At 36.5% G+C, this 21,815-nt stretch carries 22 protein-coding genes and 1 pseudogene; 16 read left to right on the forward strand and 7 right to left on the reverse strand.

Annotation, left to right across the window (positions count from 1 at the left end):
* Both tnpA and ADI58_RS03000 read left to right on the forward strand, forming a co-directional pair.
* Positions 1-370 (forward strand): annotated as a pseudogene (gene tnpA, locus ADI58_RS02995) (IS200/IS605 family transposase); the annotation flags it as partial.
* A 159-nt stretch (positions 371-529) separates the two neighbouring features.
* Positions 530-808, forward strand: coding sequence for a hypothetical protein (locus ADI58_RS03000; protein WP_049521409.1), 279 nt, complete (start codon positions 530-532; stop codon positions 806-808).
* A gap of 66 nt (positions 809-874) precedes the next feature.
* On the opposite strand, the gene ADI58_RS03005 is transcribed toward ADI58_RS03000, so the two are convergent.
* Positions 875-3,151, reverse strand: coding sequence for a S8 family peptidase (locus ADI58_RS03005; protein ID WP_049521410.1), 2,277 nt, complete (start codon positions 3,149-3,151; stop codon positions 875-877).
* A gap of 2 nt (positions 3,152-3,153) precedes the next feature.
* On the reverse strand, positions 3,154-4,278 hold the full coding sequence (locus ADI58_RS03010; protein ID WP_049521411.1) for an AAA family ATPase: 1,125 nt from the start codon (positions 4,276-4,278) through the stop codon (positions 3,154-3,156).
* Positions 4,279-4,792: 514 nt separating this feature from the next.
* On the opposite strand from ADI58_RS03010, the gene ADI58_RS03015 reads away from it, so the two are divergent.
* The 6 genes from ADI58_RS03015 (at position 4,793) to msr(D) (ending at position 11,513) form a co-directional block, all read left to right on the forward strand.
* Complete coding sequence (locus ADI58_RS03015) at positions 4,793-5,152, forward strand: SAG1252 family conjugative relaxosome accessory protein (RefSeq protein WP_049521412.1); 360 nt, start codon at positions 4,793-4,795, stop codon at positions 5,150-5,152.
* Positions 5,153-5,161: 9 nt separating this feature from the next.
* Positions 5,162-5,527, forward strand: a complete 366-nt coding sequence (gene mobC / locus ADI58_RS03020; protein WP_000263053.1) for a plasmid mobilization relaxosome protein MobC — start codon at positions 5,162-5,164, stop codon at positions 5,525-5,527.
* Positions 5,514-7,376, forward strand: coding sequence for an SAG1250 family conjugative relaxase (locus ADI58_RS03025; protein ID WP_000261800.1), 1,863 nt, complete (start codon positions 5,514-5,516; stop codon positions 7,374-7,376). Before mobC ends, ADI58_RS03025 begins: the two co-directional genes overlap by 14 nt.
* Positions 7,377-8,156: 780 nt before the next feature.
* On the forward strand, positions 8,157-8,327 hold the full coding sequence (locus ADI58_RS03030) for a hypothetical protein (protein ID WP_000873143.1): 171 nt from the start codon (positions 8,157-8,159) through the stop codon (positions 8,325-8,327).
* Positions 8,328-8,712: 385 nt separating this feature from the next.
* Positions 8,713-9,930, forward strand: a complete 1,218-nt coding sequence (gene mef(A), locus ADI58_RS03035; protein WP_000417519.1) for a macrolide efflux MFS transporter Mef(A) — start codon at positions 8,713-8,715, stop codon at positions 9,928-9,930.
* A gap of 119 nt (positions 9,931-10,049) precedes the next feature.
* Positions 10,050-11,513: an ABC-F type ribosomal protection protein Msr(D) gene (msr(D), locus tag ADI58_RS03040; protein ID WP_000420313.1), complete on the forward strand. Its 1,464-nt coding sequence runs from the start codon at positions 10,050-10,052 to the stop codon at positions 11,511-11,513.
* A 117-nt stretch (positions 11,514-11,630) separates the two neighbouring features.
* Here msr(D) and ADI58_RS03045 read toward each other — a convergent pair whose 3' ends face one another.
* From ADI58_RS03045 to ADI58_RS03060, 4 genes are read right to left on the reverse strand one after another with little or no spacing between them, the layout of a single operon-like run.
* Positions 11,631-11,930, reverse strand: coding sequence for a DUF5960 family protein (locus ADI58_RS03045; protein ID WP_001072467.1), 300 nt, complete (start codon positions 11,928-11,930; stop codon positions 11,631-11,633).
* Positions 11,917-12,285, reverse strand: a complete 369-nt coding sequence (locus ADI58_RS03050) for a hypothetical protein (protein WP_000567222.1) — start codon at positions 12,283-12,285, stop codon at positions 11,917-11,919. Before ADI58_RS03050 ends, ADI58_RS03045 begins: the two co-directional genes overlap by 14 nt.
* A 12-nt stretch (positions 12,286-12,297) precedes the next feature.
* Positions 12,298-12,633 carry a DinB/UmuC family translesion DNA polymerase gene (locus ADI58_RS03055; protein WP_000806926.1) on the reverse strand — a complete coding sequence of 112 codons (336 nt, stop codon included), beginning with the start codon at positions 12,631-12,633 and terminating at the stop codon, positions 12,298-12,300.
* Positions 12,630-12,875 carry a hypothetical protein gene (locus tag ADI58_RS03060; RefSeq protein WP_001813542.1) on the reverse strand — a complete coding sequence of 82 codons (246 nt, stop codon included), beginning with the start codon at positions 12,873-12,875 and terminating at the stop codon, positions 12,630-12,632. The genes ADI58_RS03055 and ADI58_RS03060 overlap by 4 nt, the downstream gene beginning before the upstream one ends.
* 964 nt (positions 12,876-13,839) lie before the next feature.
* On the opposite strand from ADI58_RS03060, the gene ADI58_RS03070 reads away from it, so the two are divergent.
* From ADI58_RS03070 to ADI58_RS03090, 6 genes are all read left to right on the forward strand, one after another.
* Positions 13,840-14,310 carry a MarR family winged helix-turn-helix transcriptional regulator gene (locus tag ADI58_RS03070; RefSeq protein ID WP_000142891.1) on the forward strand — a complete coding sequence of 157 codons (471 nt, stop codon included), beginning with the start codon at positions 13,840-13,842 and terminating at the stop codon, positions 14,308-14,310.
* Positions 14,294-14,983, forward strand: coding sequence for a phosphotransferase family protein (locus ADI58_RS03075; protein WP_229422212.1), 690 nt, complete (start codon positions 14,294-14,296; stop codon positions 14,981-14,983). Before ADI58_RS03070 ends, ADI58_RS03075 begins: the two co-directional genes overlap by 17 nt.
* Before the next feature lie 3 nt (positions 14,984-14,986).
* Complete coding sequence (locus tag ADI58_RS11505; RefSeq protein ID WP_229422213.1) at positions 14,987-15,319, forward strand: hypothetical protein; 333 nt, start codon at positions 14,987-14,989, stop codon at positions 15,317-15,319.
* Positions 15,316-16,011 carry an ABC transporter permease gene (locus tag ADI58_RS03080; protein WP_239683523.1) on the forward strand — a complete coding sequence of 232 codons (696 nt, stop codon included), beginning with the start codon at positions 15,316-15,318 and terminating at the stop codon, positions 16,009-16,011. Before ADI58_RS11505 ends, ADI58_RS03080 begins: the two co-directional genes overlap by 4 nt.
* A 279-nt stretch (positions 16,012-16,290) precedes the next feature.
* Positions 16,291-17,295, forward strand: a complete 1,005-nt coding sequence (locus tag ADI58_RS03085) for an NADP-dependent oxidoreductase (protein ID WP_049521413.1) — start codon at positions 16,291-16,293, stop codon at positions 17,293-17,295.
* A 16-nt stretch (positions 17,296-17,311) separates the two neighbouring features.
* On the forward strand, positions 17,312-17,956 hold the full coding sequence (locus tag ADI58_RS03090) for a TetR/AcrR family transcriptional regulator (RefSeq protein WP_023943077.1): 645 nt from the start codon (positions 17,312-17,314) through the stop codon (positions 17,954-17,956).
* 94 nt (positions 17,957-18,050) lie between these two features.
* Here the strand turns inward: ADI58_RS03090 and gdhA are convergent, their stop codons facing one another.
* Positions 18,051-19,397 carry an NADP-specific glutamate dehydrogenase gene (gene gdhA / locus ADI58_RS03095; RefSeq protein WP_049521414.1) on the reverse strand — a complete coding sequence of 449 codons (1,347 nt, stop codon included), beginning with the start codon at positions 19,395-19,397 and terminating at the stop codon, positions 18,051-18,053.
* A gap of 229 nt (positions 19,398-19,626) precedes the next feature.
* Between gdhA and ADI58_RS03100 the strand changes: the two genes are divergently transcribed.
* Both ADI58_RS03100 and holA read left to right on the forward strand, forming a co-directional pair.
* The gene (locus tag ADI58_RS03100; protein WP_049521415.1) at positions 19,627-20,562 is read left to right on the forward strand and encodes a dihydroorotate oxidase; all 936 of its coding nucleotides are present in this window, start codon (positions 19,627-19,629) and stop codon (positions 20,560-20,562) included.
* A 32-nt stretch (positions 20,563-20,594) separates the two neighbouring features.
* Entirely contained in the window at positions 20,595-21,632 is a 1,038-nt protein-coding gene (gene holA / locus ADI58_RS03105) for a DNA polymerase III subunit delta (protein WP_049521416.1), read from the forward strand.
* Positions 21,633-21,815: the final 183 nt, after the last annotated feature.

A 21,815-nucleotide genomic window follows, 5' to 3' on the forward strand; every position in this document is an offset into this window, starting at 1 on the left:
TCGCTTGTGTAGTTATAAAGGAGTTGAAATTATCGAGGGTCACTTAATGCCAGAACATGTAGATATGTTAGTAAGTATTTCTAGTTTCATCGGTTATTTAAAAGGTAAAAGAGCGCTCATGATGTTTGACAAACACGCTAACATCAAGTACAAATTTGGAAATCAACATTTCTGGACAGAAGGTTATTATGTAAGTACGGTGGGACTCAATGAAGCCACAATTAAGAAATGTATTCAAGATGAGAGAAATTATCCAGTGGATGATTTCTTCACGAGTATGAAAATTTGAGAACGAGTAAAGCATGATATAGCACTAGATAAATTGAGTGTAAAAGAATATGAGGAGCCCTTTAGGGATAGTGGTAAGTAATATTAAAGCCTCTTTAAGAGGTGAGTGACGAGTCAAGAGCAATGAGGCTTTAACAACGTGAAAGTCAGCGTCTTTAGGCGCTGGCTGGTAATTTGGGCTTATAGCCCTGGGACAAACCACCCGTTTGACGGGTGGTCATGATTATTCAATGAGAATTTAATGAAATTATTTCAAAAGAAAAAGCAGAACCATGATCAATTTAAACGACTGATTCATCGACTATCAGAGATGTCAGATAATGAGCTAACCAAAGTAGAACATCTCCTAGATGTGGTTTTTGATACAATTTTCAACTCTAGTGAGAGAGTAGAAGATATAACTATTGAGGAACAAAGTCTTGATAGGTCAATCCAGGAAGCGAAAAATAAACTGAATACTGAGCACTTGGAGAAGCGAATAGAGCAGTTTAAACAGGCAAAAAAACCGAGAAATGGGTAAAAAAGATTAGGCATTGTTGAATGTCTAATCTTTTTGTCTGATATTTGTTGTTAAATACCTTTCCTTCTATTGTTTTTGACGAATTTGATATTTTGTCTCGATATTGTTAGTGATATAACCTTTCTCTCTTAAAGCGTTAGTTATTTCTGTATAAATATCATTACCGTTTGAATCTTTGATAGTAATAATTAAAACGAATTCTTGAGATGGTACGTACAATCCATCTCGTGGAGTTAAATCTACTCGTAGTTTCCATCCATCCTCTAAGTTAATTCCTTTACTTATTTTTCTGTAGTAAGATTTTATAGGACTCCATTTAAATCCATGCTTAACTTGTGCTGCTTCAAATTTTTCATCCCATTTTGATTCAAGTGGAACCTGACCTTTATATTTAGTTTTTCCTTCAGCTGTGTATGAATATGTTCCAAAACTGACATCAATATTAGTTCTACAATATTCACGACCATATTTAGGGTCTAAAGGTGGTAAGTAGGCAAGGGTCATTCCTATTTCACCAATATATTTGTTATTTTTGATAAGGGATTTTGGATATGGGAAATCATACATTTCTAAATGTGTTCCCTGAGATACTTTTTGTTTGAAAATAAGAGTTACGCAATCTTTACTGCATTGCAAAATATCTTTTGTATCAGCTGAAGAAATCCCAAATCCGTAATATTTAATATTGTCTGGATGTTCGTCTAATAACTCACGAGAGTTCATCCTAGCTGAATGTATTAACATTGCTTTAGAGAGGAGTAAATCAGGCTCCACCATTTCTTCATATATAGAAGCGTACTTTTGCAATGATCGGGGAGTCGAATAACTTGTTCCATTTCCTTCAATTATTTTCCCACTTGAATCCAAACCTTTGACTCCTAATCCATCAATTTTATATGAAGTAGAAAAATTTCCACCATAATCAACGATATCAGGCTTAATAATATAGTTAGCGCCAGGTCCTCTTCGACTAAAAGGAGAAGGTTCATTAAATTTTACAATTGAATCTATAGAATCAAATAATGCAACAGAACCTACAGTTATAGCTCGAATAGAATCAGCTGGTGATATAAGTCGATCATGCTCTCCAATATCTTTTTGAGGCGGCCAATTCCGAAGAGGAAGACTATTTATGTTTCCGCTAGAAACAAAGATTTGCACATGGTAGGTGTCTTGAATGTAATCTAAAAACACACCTAAATCAGACATTGAATCATCACAAGGCTTTTTTTCAATTCCTAGAGACAAATTCCATATTTTAGTAGTAGACGAATATTTCTCCATTACTTCTTCAATAATTACCATTAAATCATCTTCTGTAATAGAATCAGTTAATCCAAATTTTGTATCACTATTTGGAATTGCAACGATATCTACAAATTTAAATCGATAAGCAGTAGAAGCAGGAATACCATTTAAAACATTTCCATATTGTATAGTAGATGCAATAAATGTGGCATGTTGTGGATTTTGATAAATTTTATCTACATATTCTTCTCGTGCAACAATATGAGGTGATAAAAATGGATTATTGTCACTTATTCCACCATCAATAATTCCTATAGTAACATCGCTATCCCTGTATTCGGAATCTAGTAAGATTTGTAATTCAGTAGATGAAAAATTATTCTGAGGAAGGGAGTACTCTTGAAAAAAATCAACAGTTTTTACTCCATTAATAGAAGCTAATTTGATAATGTCTTTATAAGAAGTGACTTCTATTTTTAAAAATTTAATTTTATCACCATATGAAAAAATTTCATATTTATCTTCAAAATTGAGTAAATGTAATTTTTGTATCACATATTCCCAAATTTGTTCATTATCAAAGTCATCATCAAAATCAAAGATCTTAATTTTAATAAGCTTATTAATAGAGTTAAAGTCTTCCGATTTAATAGACTGGAGTGTCGGTGAAATTTTTTCTTCCGGTCTAATAGGTTGAATATTAACTATTGTAGTCATGTTGGCTTGAAATTTTTGTGATGGCGGATTTTCAACCATCTCTATTGTTTTGTGAATGTTTTTTCTGTCTACTTTAATATATATTTCGTCTAAATCCTCGCTGCCAATGATTCTACAATTTCTACATAAATCAGAGGGTTTATGTGATTTTGCAATAGCTTCAGGTTTTACTGTTATTTTTCCCACAGCAGGGATAGCTTCGTTTTCATCAAAAACATCTGAATAAAAAGATAACAACTCTTCGAACTTATCGGTTATTCCTTTTTTTAACTCCGGAGTTACTTTTCCAAAAAATTTCAAATCTCCGCCCCCAATATTTGGGACAATATCAGTTGTTTTGGGAAGAACTAATTTTATTGGTAGATTGTTCTCACTCATGATTAAACCTCTTTCACAATTTTTTGAATAGTTGTTTTTGAACTACCTAAAATATCTGCAATTGCTTGTAAACTGAATATTTTTGAATCTTTTTCTCGTAAATACTTTGCTTTAATCTTTAATAGTTCTCGAGAATCTTCACAGTTTTGAGGGATGATATTTTTGGCAATAAACATTTCTTCATAAATGCTAGATAAATTAAAAGAAGAATTGTGTATAACTGAGTTCCTTATTGCTTTGGTCATAATATCCTCTATATCAGAACCGCTTTGTCCATCAAATAAAGTTGAAATTTCCAAAATTTCTTTTTGGTTAAATTTATATATATCATTAGAAAATAGTGTAATCAATTCTGCAATGGCAGTTTTATCAGGCAGTTCTATTTCTAATTTATAGTCAAATCTTCTCCATATTGCTAAATCAAGTAACTGCTGATGATTAGTAGCTGCTAAAATTAAGCTATCGTTGCTCATCGTATCGATATTTTGTAAAAGGCTATTAACTACTCTTTTCAACTCACCAAGCTCGTTATTATCATCTCTAGCCTTGGCAATAGCATCAAATTCATCTAAAAATAATACACAAGGCATTTTTTGCGCAAATTCAAATAGACTACGAATGTTTTTAGCGGTAGTACCGAGATATGAAGAAATTAGACTATCTAATCTAGCGACAATGAGTGGTAAATTTAATTTTTTAGCAATTAAGTAGGCACTCTTGGTTTTTCCACATCCAGGTGGTCCATACAGCAGTAGTGAATTAGATACATTTATTCCAATAGAATTAAGTTTATCGGCGTTTTGATAACTTAAAATAAAGGAATTTAATTTTTCTTCATTTCGTTTTGAAAGAATAACTTCAGTATCATTTTGATGTGGGTAAATAATGTCAGCCAGATTCATTCTTGATTCAGTATCAATAGGAATATCAATAGAATTAGTGTTATTCATTGGAGTCAGAGTAGACTCGGCTTGAGCGGATAATAACCGCTGAAATTTAATTGCTGAGCGAGAATCACCATCCTTTTCTAGTTTTGATACCAATTGTTTTGTATAGTTAAAAACTTTGGTTTGATCATGCTTTAAAGCACCTTCTATGATTTTACCAATCTCAATAGAGTATTTCATTATTACACCTCCTACTATATTTTAACGGAACGAATCAAAAATGTAAAGAACGGACACCCGAATAAACGGAACTATTATCAAAAATCATGGGAGTATTGAGTGTATTTAGGTACATTTGGATTTTTACAGTGGCGTATTCTTGAATAAGTTATGGTTTATAATGTAGGTTTGAATAATGAAGGGTACTTAATTAAAGATAAATCATTGCAGATATTGTCACAATATTTGTGATAACTTCTCCAAATTTCTTCTGCTATACTTTTCTCAACTTTTAAAAATCCAACTAAGAATTTTACCTGGGGGTTTGGGGGCGGAGCCACCAAGTTATCTTATCGTTGGCTGTCAAAACTAGAAGGTTTTGATAGGCTGGCGATATGATTTTTGGGATATTGTGGACACAATATCTGAGCTCGCAAAGACCGAACAAGAAGCAAGTGAGGTCTTTAGGAAGCGTACTGACAATGTGAGGTAGACTTACACTGTCAGACAAGTAGAATGTTGAAGGGATATCAGAATGGGACAAGAAATTAAGTCAATCCGAAAGCAATTTAGAATCACGAGACAAGAAGAAAAACAGATAAAAGAAATGATGAGGGAACAAAAAGTGGATAGTTTCTCAGAATTTCTTCGTCAAAATTTATTGAAAAAGAATTATCAGGATAGAATTTTTGAAAGTTGGTTCTCCCTTTGGCAGTCTCAAAAGTTTGAACAGATTAGTCGAGATGTGTATGAAGTTCTGGTTGTCGCAAGAGAAAATCATCAAGTGACTCAAGAACACGTTTCAATCTTACTGACATGCGTTCAAGAATTGATTGCGGAAGTCAATCAAGTACAGCCGCTCAGTCGTGGATTTCGTGAAAAATACATGAGATAGGAGGCTACTATGGTTTATCGTTATCGTACCAATCTCAAAAAAGTATTTCTAACAGATTCAGAGTTACATCAATTGAATGAGCGAATCGACAAGAGTCACTGTCAAAATTTTTCAGTCTATGCCAGAAAAGTGTTGTTGAATCCCAATATGTCATTTGTCACCATTAACACGGATACCTATGACCAGTTAGTATTTGAATTGAGACGGATTGGAAATAACATTAATCAAATTGCGCGTGCAATCAATCAAAGCCATTTGATTTCTCAGGAACAGTTACAAGAATTGAGTAAGGGAGTTAGTGAGTTAATTACTGGCGTAGAGAAAGAATTTCAAGTGGAAGTGAAAAGATTGAAGGAGCTCTATGGTAGTCACTAAACACTTTGCGACACACGGAAAAAAATATCGTAGGCGTTTAATTAAGTATATTCTCAATCCTGATAAAACGGACAATTTGAAATTGGTATCTGATTTTGGCATGAGCAATTATTTAGACTTCCCTAGCTATGAAGAAATGGTAGAAATGTACAATGTCAACTTTACCAATAACGACAAGTTGTACGAATCCAGAAATGACCGACAAGAAAAACATCAACAAAATATCCATGCCCATCACCTCATTCAATCATTTTCTCCTGAAGATAATCTGACACCTGAAGAAATTAACCGCATTGGTTATGAGACCATGATGGAATTAACAGGGGGCCGTTTTCGTTTCATCGTGGCAACTCATACAGACAATGATCATGTTCATAATCACATCCTAATCAACGCCATTGACCGTAATTCAGATAAAAAGTTGATATGGAATTATGCCTTGGAACGAAACCTTCGTATGATTTCAGATCGTATTTCTAAAGTGGCTGGAGCGAAAATTATTGAAAAACGTTTCTCCTACCGTGACTATCAAAAATATAGGCAGTCTAGTCATAAATTTGAATTGAAGCAACGCCTTTATTTTTTGATGCAGCACTCAAAGTCCTTTGATGATTTTTTAGAAAAAGCGGTGCAGTTACATGTTCATATTGATTTTAGTCAGAAGCATAGTCGATTCATGATGACGGATAGAGCAATGACAAAACCAATTCGAGGACGCCAACTCAGCAAACGAGATTTATATGATGAAGAATTTTTTCGTACACATTTTGCCAAGCAAGAGATTGAAAGTCGTTTAGAATTTTTGTTGAACCGTGTCAATTCTTTAGAAGAGTTACTAACAAAAGCAAAAGAATTGAATCTAACCATTGACTTAAAACAAAAAAATGTAATCTTTATACTTGAAGAAAATGGAAAGCAATTCAGTCTGAGTCATAAAAAAATAAGTGATAAGAAATTATATGATGTCAATTTTTTTCAAGATTATTTTAAAAATAAGGAAGTCGGTGATTCAGAAGGCTTAGAGAATTTACAGGAGCAGTACCATGCTTTTCAAGAAGAACGTGATAAGGAGAAGGTAGCCACTGAAGAAATTGAGGAAGCCTTTGAGGAATTTAAGAAGAAGCGAGATGCCGTTCACGAATTTGAAGTGGAACTTGCAGGACACCAAATAGAGAAGTTAGTTGATGAGGGCGTTTATATCAAGGTGTCTTTTGGTGTAAAGCAGAGCGGTTTTATTTTCATTCCTAACTATCAATTAGATATTCTTGAAGAAGAGAATCAGACAAAATATAAAGTCTATATCCGTGAGACAACCTCATACTTTATCTATAACAAAGAACATTCGGATAAGAATCAGTATATAAAAGGACGAACCTTGATTAGACAGCTAACCAACGATAGTCGAGCAATACCATACAGACGACCGACTGTTGAAAGACTTCAAGAAAAGATTTCTGAGATTAACCTCTTGATTGAGTTAACAGAGACAGACAAAAAATACCAGGTCATCAAAGACGAACTGGTCGCAGAAATAGCAGAGATAGACATCAAACTGACTCAAATAAATGAAAAAATCGCCACCTTAAACAAGATGGCGGAAGTGTTTATTAATCATAAAAGTATAGATAAGAGTAGTAGGAAGTTAGTAAGATATGAATTATCAAAACTAAATATTCCCGAGAATGTAACTTTAAAGAATATAGAATATGAGGTTGCAAAATTAAATAAACAACTAATTCAGCAAATTGATCTATATGAAAAATCAGTTAGAAAACTGGAAATTTATTTAAAACAATTTGATATAAATAAACATCGAATTTCTAGAGATAAAATTGAAATTGAATTTTAAAGGATTTGAGTACATATTACGACTAATAGAAAAACTTGATATATAAGGGATTTATTGATGCAAAGATACTAATTACTGATACAGTTATTAAAACGACTAAAGTAATTGGAGTGAAATCGGGTGAAGTTGTGTTAGAAACGAAAGAAGAAGTAGAAGAAATACCTCAACCATTTGACACAATACCGTTATTTTTTTAGATGAGATTAATTCTTTGTTTTCCAAAGACACATCATGTTGAGGCGGTAAGTTTGCTAGTCAAGGAGTAAAACGACGAAGATTAGCATTTACTTCCGCCCATGCGATAGCTGTCCGTGATTGACAAGTGCTAGCACGCAGACAGAACGGAGATAGCGAACCGCTGAGTGTGTCGCTCTGCTCGTAAAAGCTTAGAAACCTTTGAACGAAAGGGATAATGAAAGCCTTGATTGCAAGGCTTTTTGCTTTATGGTGGGTAAGTATCAGAGTGAGAAAATTTTTGGAATGAGTAGAAGTGATAGCTAGAAATTATCAGTTTCTATTTCCATTTACCCTGTGGGTACGTGTTTGTTTCCATTGACAAGGAGTTTGTGGGAATAGAAATGTACCCACCTTGTTTGAATCAAGTGAAGTGTAGTTGAAGGAAATCTGTTGAAAGCAATACTTCATTTTACCGAATAAGTAATAATTTAGGCAACTTCAAATCGATTAAAAAAAACTATTTTAAAGGTTAAGAGTAGACAAAAATTGTCCACTCTTTTTTGCAAACTCAATTTATCAATAAATGAAATGAGGGAATGTAAAATGAAATATTTTGAGGTTGAGTTAGAAAATCCTGATGAATTTTTAAAACTACAAACAGAAGATTTTGTGAAAGCTAATCGCTTGCTACTAAGGAAGATAATCCAGAGCGTTACAGTCTATGAAGAAAACTTCGTCATATCCTTTAAATCTGGCATCGAATTGGAAGTATGAGTCTCATTCCATAACTTTTATATTGAACATATCATCTTGTTGTGTTATACTATAAATTGATATAAACAAAGATGTAGGAGGAACCGAAACTATGACAGCCTCAATGCGTTTAAGATAAGCTGGCAATAAAAAAAGCAGAATCTATACCCGATGATAGGCTTTTTTGTTGTGCTTATTTATACGATATTGAGCATTCATTAGTTACGGTGAGGATATTGGTTATTTAACTATACCTTTATTTAACTATGTCTTTAATATGAATGTTTCCAAATTGTATGTATGCAGACCAAAAGCCACATTGTGGGGTTTGGCCTGCATTTTTTATTGCCTAGAATGCTATTCAAAATAGAAATTCAAGCAAAATAATATGCAGGAGATAATATAAATGGAAAAATACAACAATTGGAAACGAAAATTTTATGCAATATGGGCAGGGCAAGCAGTATCATTAATCACTAGTGCCATCCTGCAAATGGCGATTATTTTTTACCTTACAGAAAAAACAGGATCTGCGATGGTCTTGTCTATGGCTTCATTAGTAGGTTTTTTACCCTATGCGATTTTGGGACCTGCCATTGGTGTGCTAGTGGATCGTCATGATAGGAAGAAGATAATGATTGGTGCCGATTTAATTATCGCAGCAGCTGGTGCAGTGCTTGCTATTGTTGCATTCTGTATGGAGCTACCTGTCTGGATGATTATGATAGTATTGTTTATCCGTAGCATTGGAACAGCTTTTCATACCCCAGCACTCAATGCGGTTACACCACTTTTAGTACCAGAAGAACAGCTAACGAAATGCGCAGGCTATAGTCAGTCTTTGCAGTCTATAAGCTATATTGTTAGTCCGGCAGTTGCAGCACTCTTATACTCCGTTTGGGATTTAAATGCTATTATTGCCATCGACGTATTGGGTGCTGTGATTGCATCTATTACGGTAGCAATTGTACGTATACCTAAGCTGGGTAATCAAGTGCAAAGTTTAGAACCAAATTTCATAAGGGAGATGAAAGAAGGAGTTGTGGTTCTGAGACAAAACAAAGGATTGTTTGCCTTATTACTCTTAGGAACACTATATACTTTTGTTTATATGCCAATCAATGCACTATTTCCTTTAATAAGCATGGAACACTTTAATGGAACGCCTGTGCATATTTCTATTACGGAAATTTCCTTTGCATTTGGGATGCTAGCAGGAGGCTTATTATTAGGAAGATTAGGGGGCTTCGAAAAGCATGTATTACTAATAACAAGTTCATTTTTTATAATGGGGACCAGTTTAGCCGTTTCGGGAATACTTCCTCCAAATGGATTTGTAATATTCGTAGTTTGCTGTGCAATAATGGGGCTTTCGGTGCCATTTTATAGCGGTGTGCAAACAGCTCTTTTTCAGGAGAAAATTAAGCCTGAATATTTAGGACGTGTATTTTCTTTGATCGGAAGTATCATGTCACTTGCTATGCCAATTGGGTTAATTCTTTCTGGATTCTTTGCTGATAAAATCGGTGTAAATCATTGGTTTTTACTATCAGGTATTTTAATTATTGGCATTGCTATAGTTTGCCAAATGATAACTGAGGTTAGAAAATTAGATTTAAAATAAACAATATTGGAGGAATATTTATGTATCTTATTTTCATGTAACTCTTCCTGCTAAAATCGCAGGGTTTTCCCTGCATACAAGCAAATGAAAGCATGCGATTATAGACAGGAGGAAATGTTATGGAATTAATATTAAAAGCAAAAGACATTCGTGTGGAATTCAAAGGACGCGATGTTTTAGATATAAATGAATTAGAAGTATATGATTATGACCGTATTGGTTTAGTAGGAGCAAATGGTGCTGGAAAAAGCACTTTACTCAGGGTACTTTTAGGAGAATTAACTCCCCCAGGATGTAAAATGAATCGTCTGGGTGAACTTGCCTATATTCCCCAGTTGGACGAAGTAACTCTGCAGGAGGAAAAAGATTTTGCACTTGTAGGCAAGCTAGGTGTTGAGCAATTAAATATACAGACTATGAGCGGTGGTGAAGAAACAAGGCTTAAAATAGCACAGGCCTTATCGGCACAGGTTCATGGTATTTTAGCGGATGAACCTACGAGCCATTTAGACCGTGAAGGAATTGATTTTCTAATAGGACAGCTAAAATATTTTACAGGTGCACTGTTAGTTATTAGCCATGACCGCTATTTTCTTGATGAAATAGTAGATAAAATATGGGAACTGAAAGATGGCAAAATCACTGAGTATTGGGGAAACTATTCTGATTATCTTCGTCAGAAAGAGGAAGAACGTAAGAGCCAAGCTGCAGAATACGAACAATTTATTGCGGAACGTGCCCGATTGGAAAGGGCTGCGGAGGAAAAGCGAAAACAGGCTCGTAAAATAGAACAGAAGGCAAAAGGTTCTTCAAAGAAAAAAAGTACTGAAGACGGAGGGCGTTTAGCTCATCAAAAATCAATAGGAAGTAAGGAAAAAAAGATGTATAATGCTGCTAAAACCCTAGAGCACAGGATTGCGGCCTTAGGAAAAGTAGAAGCTCCGGAAGGCATTCGCAGAATTCGTTTCAGGCAAAGTAAAGCATTGGAGCTCCATAATCCATACCCTATAGTCGGTGCAGAAATTAATAAAGTATTTGGGGATAAGGCTCTGTTTGAAAATGCATCTTTTCAAATTCCGTTAGGAGCAAAAGTGGCGTTAACTGGTGGTAATGGAATCGGAAAAACAACTTTAATCCAAATGATCTTAAACCATGAAGAAGGAATTTCTATTTCGCCTAAGGCAAAAATAGGTTACTTTGCACAGAATGGTTACAAGTACAACAGTAATCAGAATGTTATGGAGTTTATGCAGAAGGATTGTGACTACAATATATCAGAAATTCGTTCAGTGCTAGCATCTATGGGGTTCAAACAGAACGATATTGGAAAAAGTTTATCTGTTTTAAGCGGTGGAGAAATTATAAAATTGTTGCTTGCTAAAATGCTCATGGGTAGATATAACATCCTAATAATGGATGAACCCAGTAACTTCCTTGACATACCAAGTTTAGAGGCTTTGGAAATACTAATGAAGGAGTACACCGGAACTATCGTGTTTATCACCCACGATAAACGATTACTCGAAAATGTAGCAGATGTAGTTTATGAAATTAGAGATAAGAAAATAAATCTGAAACATTAAATTTAAGGTAGTCGCTGGTCAGTATAGTCTGTTCTGGTTGGCGACTCCATTGTTAAAGAGTATAAAGACTTTAGATTTTATGAATATTAAAAATAGGAACAGTCAATTGAACTGCTCCTATTTTTCTGCTAAATATATTGTAGTTTTCTTATATGTATAATGATAGATTAGCGGATTCTCATCTACGGTACTTACTTCAAATATGAAGAAGTGATCGCGGTTATCTCTGGACTTTTCCTTATTGAGGACAAAGTAATTCTTACGTGAAGTCGCCATTGTTTTTAGGATATCATCAGTTAGGAAGGTCAATGGAATATTCATGTTAGAGTAGCGGTAGAAGTCACGTTCAAAATCTTGGTAGCTCTCGCTATAATAGTCCATTTGTAGGTGATTACGCTGAAACTCAAGCTGATTCATAGAGCACCTCCTCGACAAGTTCAATACTAATAATGTCTTTTAATTTCAAATTGATGTGACCTGTTGTAGTTTTTATCAAAATGAAATCTTTGGTCAGACTTGGTATTGTTCCAGTGTAGGAAACACGCTTGTTTTTTTCAATCACTTGAATGCGTGTGCGTAGCTGCCCGGCGTATACTTGACTGAGGAGTAATAATTTCTTCTCTAGTGATAAGTCAGACATGTACGTTACTTTGTTTGTATCATCAGAGAGTGCTGATGCATGTTCAGATAGGAAAAAGCCCATCCATTTTTGCATCTTTGTATCCTGGTACTCTCTTGCTGATTGAAATGGTAAATATGAACGGTCAATCATATCAAATCCTTTCTATGCAGAGGCAAGGGTATTTTTATCAAATTGAATCGTAAAACCTTGAATTCCCCCACCTGTGTAACATTCTTTAAAGCGATTGATTACCTCAGTATAGATTATCACAGATGAGCTTGTTGGCTTAATGCTAAATGTAAATTCCAATGGTAATCGGTTTTCAGATTTAGCATGTACTAGTCGTATCGATATTTCAGTTGTTTTGAGTTTTCTCTGACGAAGTTTTGAAGTTGCTGTTTCAACGATTCCATGTAAAAATCTTTCAAGCATTTCAATATCATTACATCCTTTGCTACGGATTTCTGAAAATTGTACTGTATTTTTTTCTTGTTTCATTTTAATCCCTCCAATCCACCCGCGGAATGACCACCGATAAGTTTACTGCGTTCAATATTTCTGGAACCTTCAGTTAGGACGGTTCCTTTTTGTATGGCTAAAAAACCAAACTGTTCTCTGACAACATCAATAGCTGTCTGAAGTCTATTATCTTTTTCAATTTGTTCTACATCATCAAAGAGTGATAGTAGAGTATAGCTTTCATCTACGAAGCCACTATAAGATACACCAATTTGTCTCACTGCACCAGAGGTGTATTTTTTCGGAATAATACAAGTACATGACTCACCATTGTTTTGGGGAGATTTGCGGGTTCAATTTTATTCTGAGCATTTATAGATTTTTTCATCTCAGTCCTAGAATAGCCAATATGAATAGAAACGACAGTAGTCAATACTAGGGCTACTGTTCCGTTCCACAGTATCATTTAAAAATCATTTTCACACCCTTTCGTCTATTAGTATAGAAGAAAGCTCTCAGCACATGTGGAGGTTGTAGGACTGCTGGTGAAAGAGGGATAAACCCAACCGTTTCAGGGTTTACAAAAGACTTGAAATCAAACCTTTCTTGCTTTTTGGGGAGAAGTATCAGTTTGATAGTCTGAAGTGAGCTAGTAGCACTGCTAGTGATTATCTTAGAAATCTAATCCCACATACGCAGTGGGGGTGCAAAATCTATTTACAGAAAAGTGTCTCTGGGAATAGATTTGCACCCCTTTTTTTGCGTGCGGATTATCCTGTGGGGACTCATGGGTGTTAACTAGCGTAGTAACAATGGACCATTAGAAGTCAGTCGAAGACATAGTAGTGATGACGTTTCTGTAATGGAAGTGTAGCTAAGGGCTGAATAATTAAGTTAGTATCTATCCATGCAGTTTTGTCTGCCCTAACACATGGTCTGAAACAGCAGTACTCGCCTAACGTATGATGAAAGAGGCTATTTACAAATATAGGACGACACAAACAGAACGAAATCGAAAAAGATAGATGTGGAGGAAATTTTTACATGCCAAAGTTTAATTGAACCACCGTATACCTAACAGCACGTACGGTGGTGAGAGAGGTTAGAAACTATCTTCTACTCGATTGTACTGATGTCTGATAAATAATTTGGATCGCTGTAAATCTTTTCTCTTGACTAAAATCCTAAATCGTACTATAATGCTTTTAATGTCCGAAATCGAATTTTGAAAAAGAGGTATCCAATATGACATTTAAAGAAGAAAGCTACCAATTAATCAATGCCTTAGTTGCTATAGGCGAAACTTATTTTAAGATTGCCAAGTTATCTGATGTGCCTGAAAATCTTTTCTGGTTACTGGCTGGTTTGAGTGATAAGGGTTTTCACACCCAGAAAGAAATTCATGAGACTTGGGGTCTGCCCAAGACAACTGTTAACAGCTTGGTGAAGAAATTAGAAGGTCAAGGCTACTTGGAACTGATAGCCATTTCAGGTCGTAAACGAGAATTGCAGATTAGTCTGACAGAGGCTGGTCAAACTTACACCGATGAAGTCCTCTCCTTGATGTCAGAGGTGGAGAGAGAGGTGTTGAAGCGAGTAAAGGCTGAATTGCCAGCTCATTTTATCCGAGACATGATGACCTACAGTCGTATTGTTCAAGAGACAGTAGCCAGCCATAAAGAAAGGAGAGGAGTTGCCCATGAAGACAGCCACTAAAAATAATTTTTCAGACCAGACCATCAGGTGTCTAGTCAAGTCTCACTTTCCCCAAGCCATATTGAGCAAGATTGAACGGATTGTTGGTGGGACCTTTAATACGGTTTACTTGCTAGAAGGTAGTGGTTTGCCTGATGCCAGTATCATGCTAAAGACCGGACCTCATCGTGATGTTGAAGTACCCAAGCATGAGGCGGATAATCTCAAGACAGAAATTTATACCTATCAACTACTAGAAAATCAGAATATACAAGTACCTAGAATTTATGCCCATGATTTTAGTCATAGCATTATCCCCCACGATTTTTTCTTCATGGAAAAAATATCAGGAAAGACCTGGTATGAGATTAGCCCTAAGAAGACGCCCCAGCTCATGTATGAACTAGGACGGCAAACGGCTGAGATGCACAAGACCAAAGGTAGCTGGTTTGGAACCATCAATGATGAGACAGATGAGCGGTTTGACACTTGGTCACAGGCCTTTCAGCATAAAATTGAAACCTTGTTGAAAGAGGTGGAGGCAAGAGGAAGTACGCTTCCTATTGCAGAAATCCGTCATCAGATTGCGCTTAGAAAAGACCTTCTTGATGAGGTCAAGACACCTCGACTGGTCAATTTTGACCTCTGGGCAGGTAATGTCTTTCTGGAAAAAGGCTCAGATTGGCAGATTTAAGGCTTGATTGATTTTGAACGCAGCTTTTTCGGTGACCCCATGGCTTCCTTTGTCTCAGCTCTCTTTCTATATGATAATGTTGAAAAGGAGCCCCACTTTATTCAGGGCTATAACCAAGTGAGTCAAGAACTCCTAGTTATTACCGAAGATGACAGAGAACGCATGTGGCTCTATACCTTACTTTTTTATCTAAGAGCCTATGTCGAAACAGAGCGTTATCAGGGGTTGATGAAGTGGGGGCAAAAGAGTTTTCTAAGTGCAACCCTCACATTCATGACTAGAGCTTTAAACCGTCGTTGGAAAAAACGCTTAAAAGCTAGAAAGGACGAAAAATGAACCAAATATTTTCAAGGGTTAAATTCAAGAAAAAATACTTTGTTTGGCTATTTACTTTTCTCATTATTGCTATCGCTGGTGAGACAGCCCTACCTACCCTTATGGCTGAGATGATTGAGCAGGGCGTTGTCAACCAAGCAACCAACAGTATTTGGCTCTTAGCAGGGGGAATGGTACTGGTCGTGCTCATGGCCTTTGTGGGCAATATGCTAGTCGCAAAGATTTCCTCACGGATTGCGACACTCTTTGCTCGTGATGTGCGCAAGGCACTCTTTGACAAGGTTCAGTCATTTTCTGGACAGGAGTTGGATAAGTTTGGGACAGCCAGTCTCATTACGCGGACCACTTCAGATGTGACCAATCTTCAGTCATTCTTATCGGCAGGCTTGCAGATTGGTATGCTGGCGCCACTTATGATGGCAGCAGGTGTAGTCCTAGTTGCTGTTACTGGTGGTGAGACCAGTAGTGTACTTGTTTTCACTCTGCCTATCCTCTTGATTGCGATGACTGTGGTTTTGGTTTTAGCTACTCGCTATTCCAAAGCCCTGCGTTTGACCTTGGACAAGATTAACCGTATTTTCCTAGAAATATTACAAGGTGTCCGTGTTATCCGTGCCTTTAATAAACAGGAAACAGAGAAAGCCCGTTTTGGTCAAACCAATAGCCAATATGCTGATATTTCTCTTAAATAATAGAGCGACTACATTAGTAGCTTAAAAACATGATTAAACCGCTATTCTTAGGACTAGCGGTTTTTCTTTTTGTTCTAAAAGGGGCAAAAAAGGGAAAGGAATCTTTAAAAGTGAGGAGAGTTAGATTGAAAGAATCATATTGCTAAATCGAAATGATGGATATTTGTATCATGTCATAAATCGTTATCAAACGATAATATTGATTTTCTTACAAATTAAGAGTATAATTTATAAAAATGAGTGTTCACTCAATTTTTGTGAAATTAAGGAGTAAAGAAAATGGTTGTTGAAGCAATAGAGTACAGTCGTTTCGGTAACGAAGAGGTCTTGGATTTGCTGAAGATAGACTCTACAGCCCTGGATGTAAATCAGGTGAGAGTAGAAGTTCATGCTGTTGGTTTAAATCCTATTGATTATAAAACTTTTGAGGGAGCGAAACCCCTTCGATTTCTATCTTTTATAACGAAATTAAGGAAACCAAGTCGTTGGTTTGAATCTAAATCATCTTTATTTCCAAGAGGTGTGGGGAGAGATTTTTCTGGAGTTATTACAGAAGTTGGAAATGAAGTAACTAGGTTTTCAGTAGGAGATAAGGTGTTTGGAACAATGATTAGCGATCCTGGTTTGGGAACTAAGAGGGGCGCTTTAGCAACAGAAATTTGTGTCAATGAATCAGAAATTGTATTGAAACCAGAGATGATCGATATGACTCACGCAGCTACTATGGGAGTAGCTGCTCTAACTGTGGGTGGGGCTTTTAGAAGAATCGGTTTAAATTCAAGAGATACTGTTGTTATTTCAGCTGCAGCAGGAGGTATTGGAAGTATTGCAGTACAGTATGCAGTTGCTAAGGGGGCAAAAGTAATCGGAATCGCAAGTAAGAAAAATGCAGAGTATCTGGAGTCTTTAGGTGCCATACCAGTAAGTTACGAAGAGAATATCAAGAAGGCTCTTCTATCAGCTAGTCCAACGCCTATTACAAAATTTTTGGATTGTTATGGATCTGATTATGTTAGATTGGCTTTTAGTTTAGGCTTGAAGGGGACAGCTATTGGGACATTAGTACCTTCGCCCTATGTTATGATAAAAGGTGCTCAGTTTACTGGCCCGAGACATTCCACATACGATGATTTTAGCACTTTAGCTGAAATGGTCTCAGACGGGAAGGTTCAGCTGAAAATTGATCAAGTGTATGACTTTTCTCTAAAGTCAGTTAGAGAAGCCTATCGTAGTCTGAAAATGGGACACAGTCGAGGCAAAAAAGTCGTAAAAGTAAGAGAGTAGAAGAGAGGTGCTAGCGATGGAAAGTTTAGAACAAAAGTATGCTCAGACGTTAGAAGTTAGCAACTTGAGCTTGAAACAACGTCGAGTATTATTATCAAGCTTAAAATTATTCTCAGAAATTGGATTTGAGAATACAACGTCCAGCCTTATTGCCGAACGCGCTGGAGTGTCAGAAGGAACTGTTTTTAGTTACTTTAAAACAAAGGAAGGTATTTTAGAAGCCATTTTATCTACTTTTCTAGAACAGGTTATTCCAGAAGTGATTGCGGATTTCTCAGAAAAGAAATTCTCAGTAGATCAGGAAACTTTTCCCTTCTTTTTAAAAAGTATTGTTCGAGATAGGCTCTTTTTCATTCAGGAGAACCAAATGCATGTTAAAATTCTCTTGGGGCGTTCTTTTATTGATAAAAATCTTTCTATCCAGTTAGGAAATATTATTGTTCAATCTATAATAGAACCAATTAGCCCTGTTTTAAATCAATTTAAAGAAAAAGGACTTATTCTAAATTGGTCAAATGAAAGAATTGTTCGTTACATCTTAGCATTGAGTTTTTCTTATCTTATTCCCATGATGTTGAATGATGAAGGAACTATAAACATAGATGAAGCAGTTGATGAGATTGTTGAATGTTTGTCATCTGCCCTAATGAAAGTAAAATAAATTCTGATGTTAAAACTCACTGTTAATGGTGAGTTTTTTTGGATTCAACATAAAAATCCCCAATCGTAGCGATTGAGGATTAAGCAAATGAGTCTTAAACAATACCTTGTGCAATCATAGCGTTTGCTACATTTTCAAAGGCAGCAATGTTTGCTCCTGCAAGGTAGTCTTTATCAAGACCATATGTTTCTGAAGTTGTTTTAGCAGTGTTGAAGATGTTTGTCATGATGTCTTTGAGACGTCCATCAACTTCTTCACGAGTCCATGAGAGGCGAAGGCTATTTTGGCTCATTTCAAGGGCTGAAACGGCTACACCACCAGCGTTGGCAGCTTTGGCCGGTCCGTAGAAGATACCATTTTCTTTGTAGACTTTGATAGCATCAAGGTCGCTTGGCATGTTGGCACCTTCAGATACACAGATAACGCCTTGAGCAACCAAACGTTTAGCTGCTTCACCATTGATTTCGTTTTGAGTCGCACATGGAAGAGCGATGTCATAGTTTTCAGCGTAAGTCCATACAGAACCTTCATGATAAGTAGCAGTCGCTTTTTCAGCAGCATACTCAGTCAAACGAGCGCGACGTTTTTCTTTAACATCAACCAAAAGATCGAAGTCTATACCATTTTCATCGATGACATAACCATTTGAGTCAGATACAGAGATAACAGTTGCACCAAGTTCAGTTGCTTTTTGAAGAGCGTATTGGGCTACGTTACCAGAACCTGAAATGACCACTTTCTTACCAGCAAAGCTATTACCGTTAGCTTTAAGCATTTCTTCAGTGTAATAAACCAAACCGTAACCAGTTGCTTCTGGACGAATCAAGCTACCACCAAATCCAAGAGGTTTACCAGTCAAGACACCAGCATCAAATTGGTTAAGGCGTTTATATTGACCGTAGAGGTAACCAATCTCACGTCCACCAACACCGATATCACCAGCAGGTACGTCAAGTGATGGTCCGATGTGTTTTTGCAATTCAGTCATGAAGCTTTGGCAGAAACGCATCACTTCATCATCTGTTTTACCTTTAGGATCGAAGTCTGATCCACCTTTACCTCCACCGATAGGAAGTCCAGTCAAGACGTTTTTGAAGATTTGTTCAAATCCGAGGAATTTCAAAATTCCTTGGTTAACAGTTGGGTGGAAACGAAGTCCGCCTTTGTATGGTCCAACAGCTGAGTTGAATTGAACACGGTAGCCACGGTTTACTTGAATGTTTCCATCACGGTCAACCCAAGGAACACGGAAAGAAATCACGCGCTCTGGCTCAGTAATACGTGCCAAGATATTTTCTTCGATATACTCAGGGTGTTTTTCAAATACAGGTTCTAAAGTGTTGAAAAATTCTTCAACAGCTTGGAGGAATTCAGCCTCGTGCCCGTTACGAGCTTTTACAGTTTCAAACACGCTTTGGATATATTCTTTAGCAGATGTCATATCGTTCTCCTTAAATTCTAATTTAATTATGTGTGTCATTATAGCAGAATTTTTTTTAACTGTAAAGAGAAAAAACAAAAATTTTCTAAAAATTCTTTCAATTTAGTTTTTGGGATTTATTGAAAGTAGATAAAAAACGAACGTTTTTCTTATAAATGCCTTTCTTAAAGAGAAAATCTGAAAATGTGGTATAATATTAGCAATAAAAGGAATCTGGAGGATCAGAATCATGGTATCAACGAAAACGCAAATTGCTGGTTTTGAGTTTGACAATTGTTTGATGAATGCAGCAGGTGTGGCTTGTATGACGATAGAGGAGCTGGAAGGGGTTAAAAACTCAGCGGCAGGAACCTTTGTCACAAAGACTGCGACTTTGGACTTTCGTCAGGGTAACCCTGAACCACGTTATCAGGATGTTCCACTTGGTTCTATCAACTCTATGGGTTTGCCAAATAATGGCTTAGACTATTATTTGGACTATCTTTTGGATTTACAGGAAAAAGAGCCGAACCGAACTTTCTTCTTATCTCTAGTCGGCATGTCTCCAGAGGAAACTCATACCATCTTGAAAAAAGTCCAAGAGAGTGATTTTCGTGGTCTGATTGAGCTAAACCTTTCCTGTCCAAATGTTCCAGGTAAACCTCAGATTGCCTATGATTTTGAGACAACAGACCGGATTTTGGCAGAGGTGTTTGCCTACTTCACCAAACCTCTTGGAATTAAATTGCCACCATATTTTGATATTGTTCACTTTGAACAAGCGGCAGCTATTTTCAATAAGTATCCTCTTAAGTTTGTCAACTGCGTCAACTCTATCGGAAACGGCCTTTATATAGAAGATGAGTCTATCGTTATTCGTCCTAAAAATGGTTTCGGTGGCATTGGTGGCGAGTATATCAAACCAACTGCTCTAGCTAATGTTCATGCCTTTTATCAACGCTTAAATCCTCAAATCCAAATCATCGGAACAGGTGGCGTTTTGACTGGTCGTGATGCCTTTGAACATATCCTCTGTGGAGCAAGTATGGTGCAGGTGGGAACCACACTTCACAAAGAAGGAGTTGGTGCTTTTGATCGTATTACAAATGAACTAAAAGAAATCATGTCGGAAAAAGGGTACGAGAGCCTAGAAGATTTCCGTGGGAAATTGCGCTATATTGATTAAATTCATTAAAAAATCAGAAGAAAGGAGAGAAGATGCTAGCCATTGAAGAAAGCCAGAAGTTGACTTTATCAAATTTACCTAGTCTGAGCCTATTTACAGGGACAGACCAGGGTCAGTTTGAAGTGATGAAGAGTCAAGTATTGAAACAGATTGGTTATGATTCTGCTGACCTCAACTTTGCCTACTTTGATATGAAAGAAGTAGTTTACAAGGATGTGGAACTGGAGTTGGTCAGCCTTCCTTTCTTTGCGGATGAGAAAATAGTGATATTGGATCATTTTGTCGATATCACGACTGCTAAAAAACGCTTTTTGACAGATGATGAGCTCAAGTCATTTGAGGAATACTTTGACAATCCTTCACCAACAACCAAGTTAATAATCTTTGCAGAAGGAAAGTTGGATAGTAAAAGACGGTTAGTTAAATTACTTAAGCGTGATGCCAAGGTTTTTGACGCAGTAGAAGCCAAAGAACAAGAATTGCGCCAGTATTTCCAAAAGTGGAGCCAGAAACAAGGTCTGCAGTTTGCCAATCATTCTTTTGAAAATCTCCTCATCAAGTCTGGTTTTCAATTTAGCGAAATTCAGAAAAATCTCCTCTTTTTACAGTCCTATAAGGAAGACTCTGTTATCGAGGAAGAGGATATTGTTAACGCAATTCCCAAGACCTTGCAGGACAATATTTTTGATTTAACTCAGTTTATTCTGACTAAAAAGATGGATCAGGCGCGTGACTTGGTTAGAGATTTGACCTTGCAAGGTGAAGATGAAATTAAACTGATTGCAGTCATGCTAGGACAATTTCGGACTTTTACTCAGGTGAAGATTTTGGCGGAGTCTGGGCAAACAGAATCTCAGATTGCAAGTAGTCTAGGAAGTTTTCTCGGACGCAATCCAAATCCCTATCAGATTAAGTTTGCGTTGAGGGATTCAAGAGGACTTTCCTTGAGCTTTTTGCAGCAAGCTATTTCTTATTTGATTGAGACAGACTATCAGATTAAGACAGGTCTTTATGAAAAGAGTTTCCTTTTTGAAAAGGCACTCCTACAGATTGCTAGCCAGGTAAATTGATATTTTTTGAAACTACAACCCGCGTCAATATTATTTTGTCGTGGGTTTCTTGCTGATTTGCTTATTTTATACTCAATGAAAATCAAAGAGTAAACTAGGAAACTAGCCGCCGGTTGCTCAAAGCACTGCTTTGAGGTTGTGGATAGAACTGACGAAGTCAGCTCAAAACATGTTTTTGAGGTT

It is taken from the genome of Streptococcus mitis (assembly GCF_001074635.1).
Lineage (GTDB): Bacteria > Bacillota > Bacilli > Lactobacillales > Streptococcaceae > Streptococcus > Streptococcus mitis_E.

What these genes read in the sequence shown, in the direction of transcription:
- ADI58_RS03015 (WP_049521412.1), top strand. Translation starts at nt 4,793, where the DNA reads ATGGGACAAGAAATTAAGTCAATCCGAAAGCAATTTAGAATCACGAGA.
- ADI58_RS03050 (WP_000567222.1), bottom strand. Translation starts at nt 12,285, where the DNA reads ATGATTGACCGTTCATATTTACCATTTCAATCAGCAAGAGAGTACCAG.
- ADI58_RS03055 (WP_000806926.1), bottom strand. Translation starts at nt 12,633, where the DNA reads ATGAAACAAGAAAAAAATACAGTACAATTTTCAGAAATCCGTAGCAAA.
- gdhA (WP_049521414.1), bottom strand. Translation starts at nt 19,397, where the DNA reads ATGACATCTGCTAAAGAATATATCCAAAGCGTGTTTGAAACTGTAAAA.
- ADI58_RS03090 (WP_023943077.1), top strand. Translation starts at nt 17,312, where the DNA reads ATGGAAAGTTTAGAACAAAAGTATGCTCAGACGTTAGAAGTTAGCAAC.
- ADI58_RS03045 (WP_001072467.1), bottom strand. Translation starts at nt 11,930, where the DNA reads ATGAATCAGCTTGAGTTTCAGCGTAATCACCTACAAATGGACTATTAT.
- ADI58_RS03100 (WP_049521415.1), top strand. Translation starts at nt 19,627, where the DNA reads ATGGTATCAACGAAAACGCAAATTGCTGGTTTTGAGTTTGACAATTGT.
- mobC (WP_000263053.1), top strand. Translation starts at nt 5,162, where the DNA reads ATGGTTTATCGTTATCGTACCAATCTCAAAAAAGTATTTCTAACAGAT.
- ADI58_RS03025 (WP_000261800.1), top strand. Translation starts at nt 5,514, where the DNA reads ATGGTAGTCACTAAACACTTTGCGACACACGGAAAAAAATATCGTAGG.
- ADI58_RS03030 (WP_000873143.1), top strand. Translation starts at nt 8,157, where the DNA reads ATGAAATATTTTGAGGTTGAGTTAGAAAATCCTGATGAATTTTTAAAA.
- ADI58_RS03075 (WP_229422212.1), top strand. Translation starts at nt 14,294, where the DNA reads ATGAAGACAGCCACTAAAAATAATTTTTCAGACCAGACCATCAGGTGT.
- ADI58_RS03005 (WP_049521410.1), bottom strand. Translation starts at nt 3,151, where the DNA reads ATGAGTGAGAACAATCTACCAATAAAATTAGTTCTTCCCAAAACAACT.
- ADI58_RS03070 (WP_000142891.1), top strand. Translation starts at nt 13,840, where the DNA reads ATGACATTTAAAGAAGAAAGCTACCAATTAATCAATGCCTTAGTTGCT.
- holA (WP_049521416.1), top strand. Translation starts at nt 20,595, where the DNA reads ATGCTAGCCATTGAAGAAAGCCAGAAGTTGACTTTATCAAATTTACCT.
- ADI58_RS03010 (WP_049521411.1), bottom strand. Translation starts at nt 4,278, where the DNA reads ATGAAATACTCTATTGAGATTGGTAAAATCATAGAAGGTGCTTTAAAG.
- ADI58_RS03085 (WP_049521413.1), top strand. Translation starts at nt 16,291, where the DNA reads ATGGTTGTTGAAGCAATAGAGTACAGTCGTTTCGGTAACGAAGAGGTC.
- ADI58_RS03080 (WP_239683523.1), top strand. Translation starts at nt 15,316, where the DNA reads ATGAACCAAATATTTTCAAGGGTTAAATTCAAGAAAAAATACTTTGTT.
- ADI58_RS03000 (WP_049521409.1), top strand. Translation starts at nt 530, where the DNA reads ATGAAATTATTTCAAAAGAAAAAGCAGAACCATGATCAATTTAAACGA.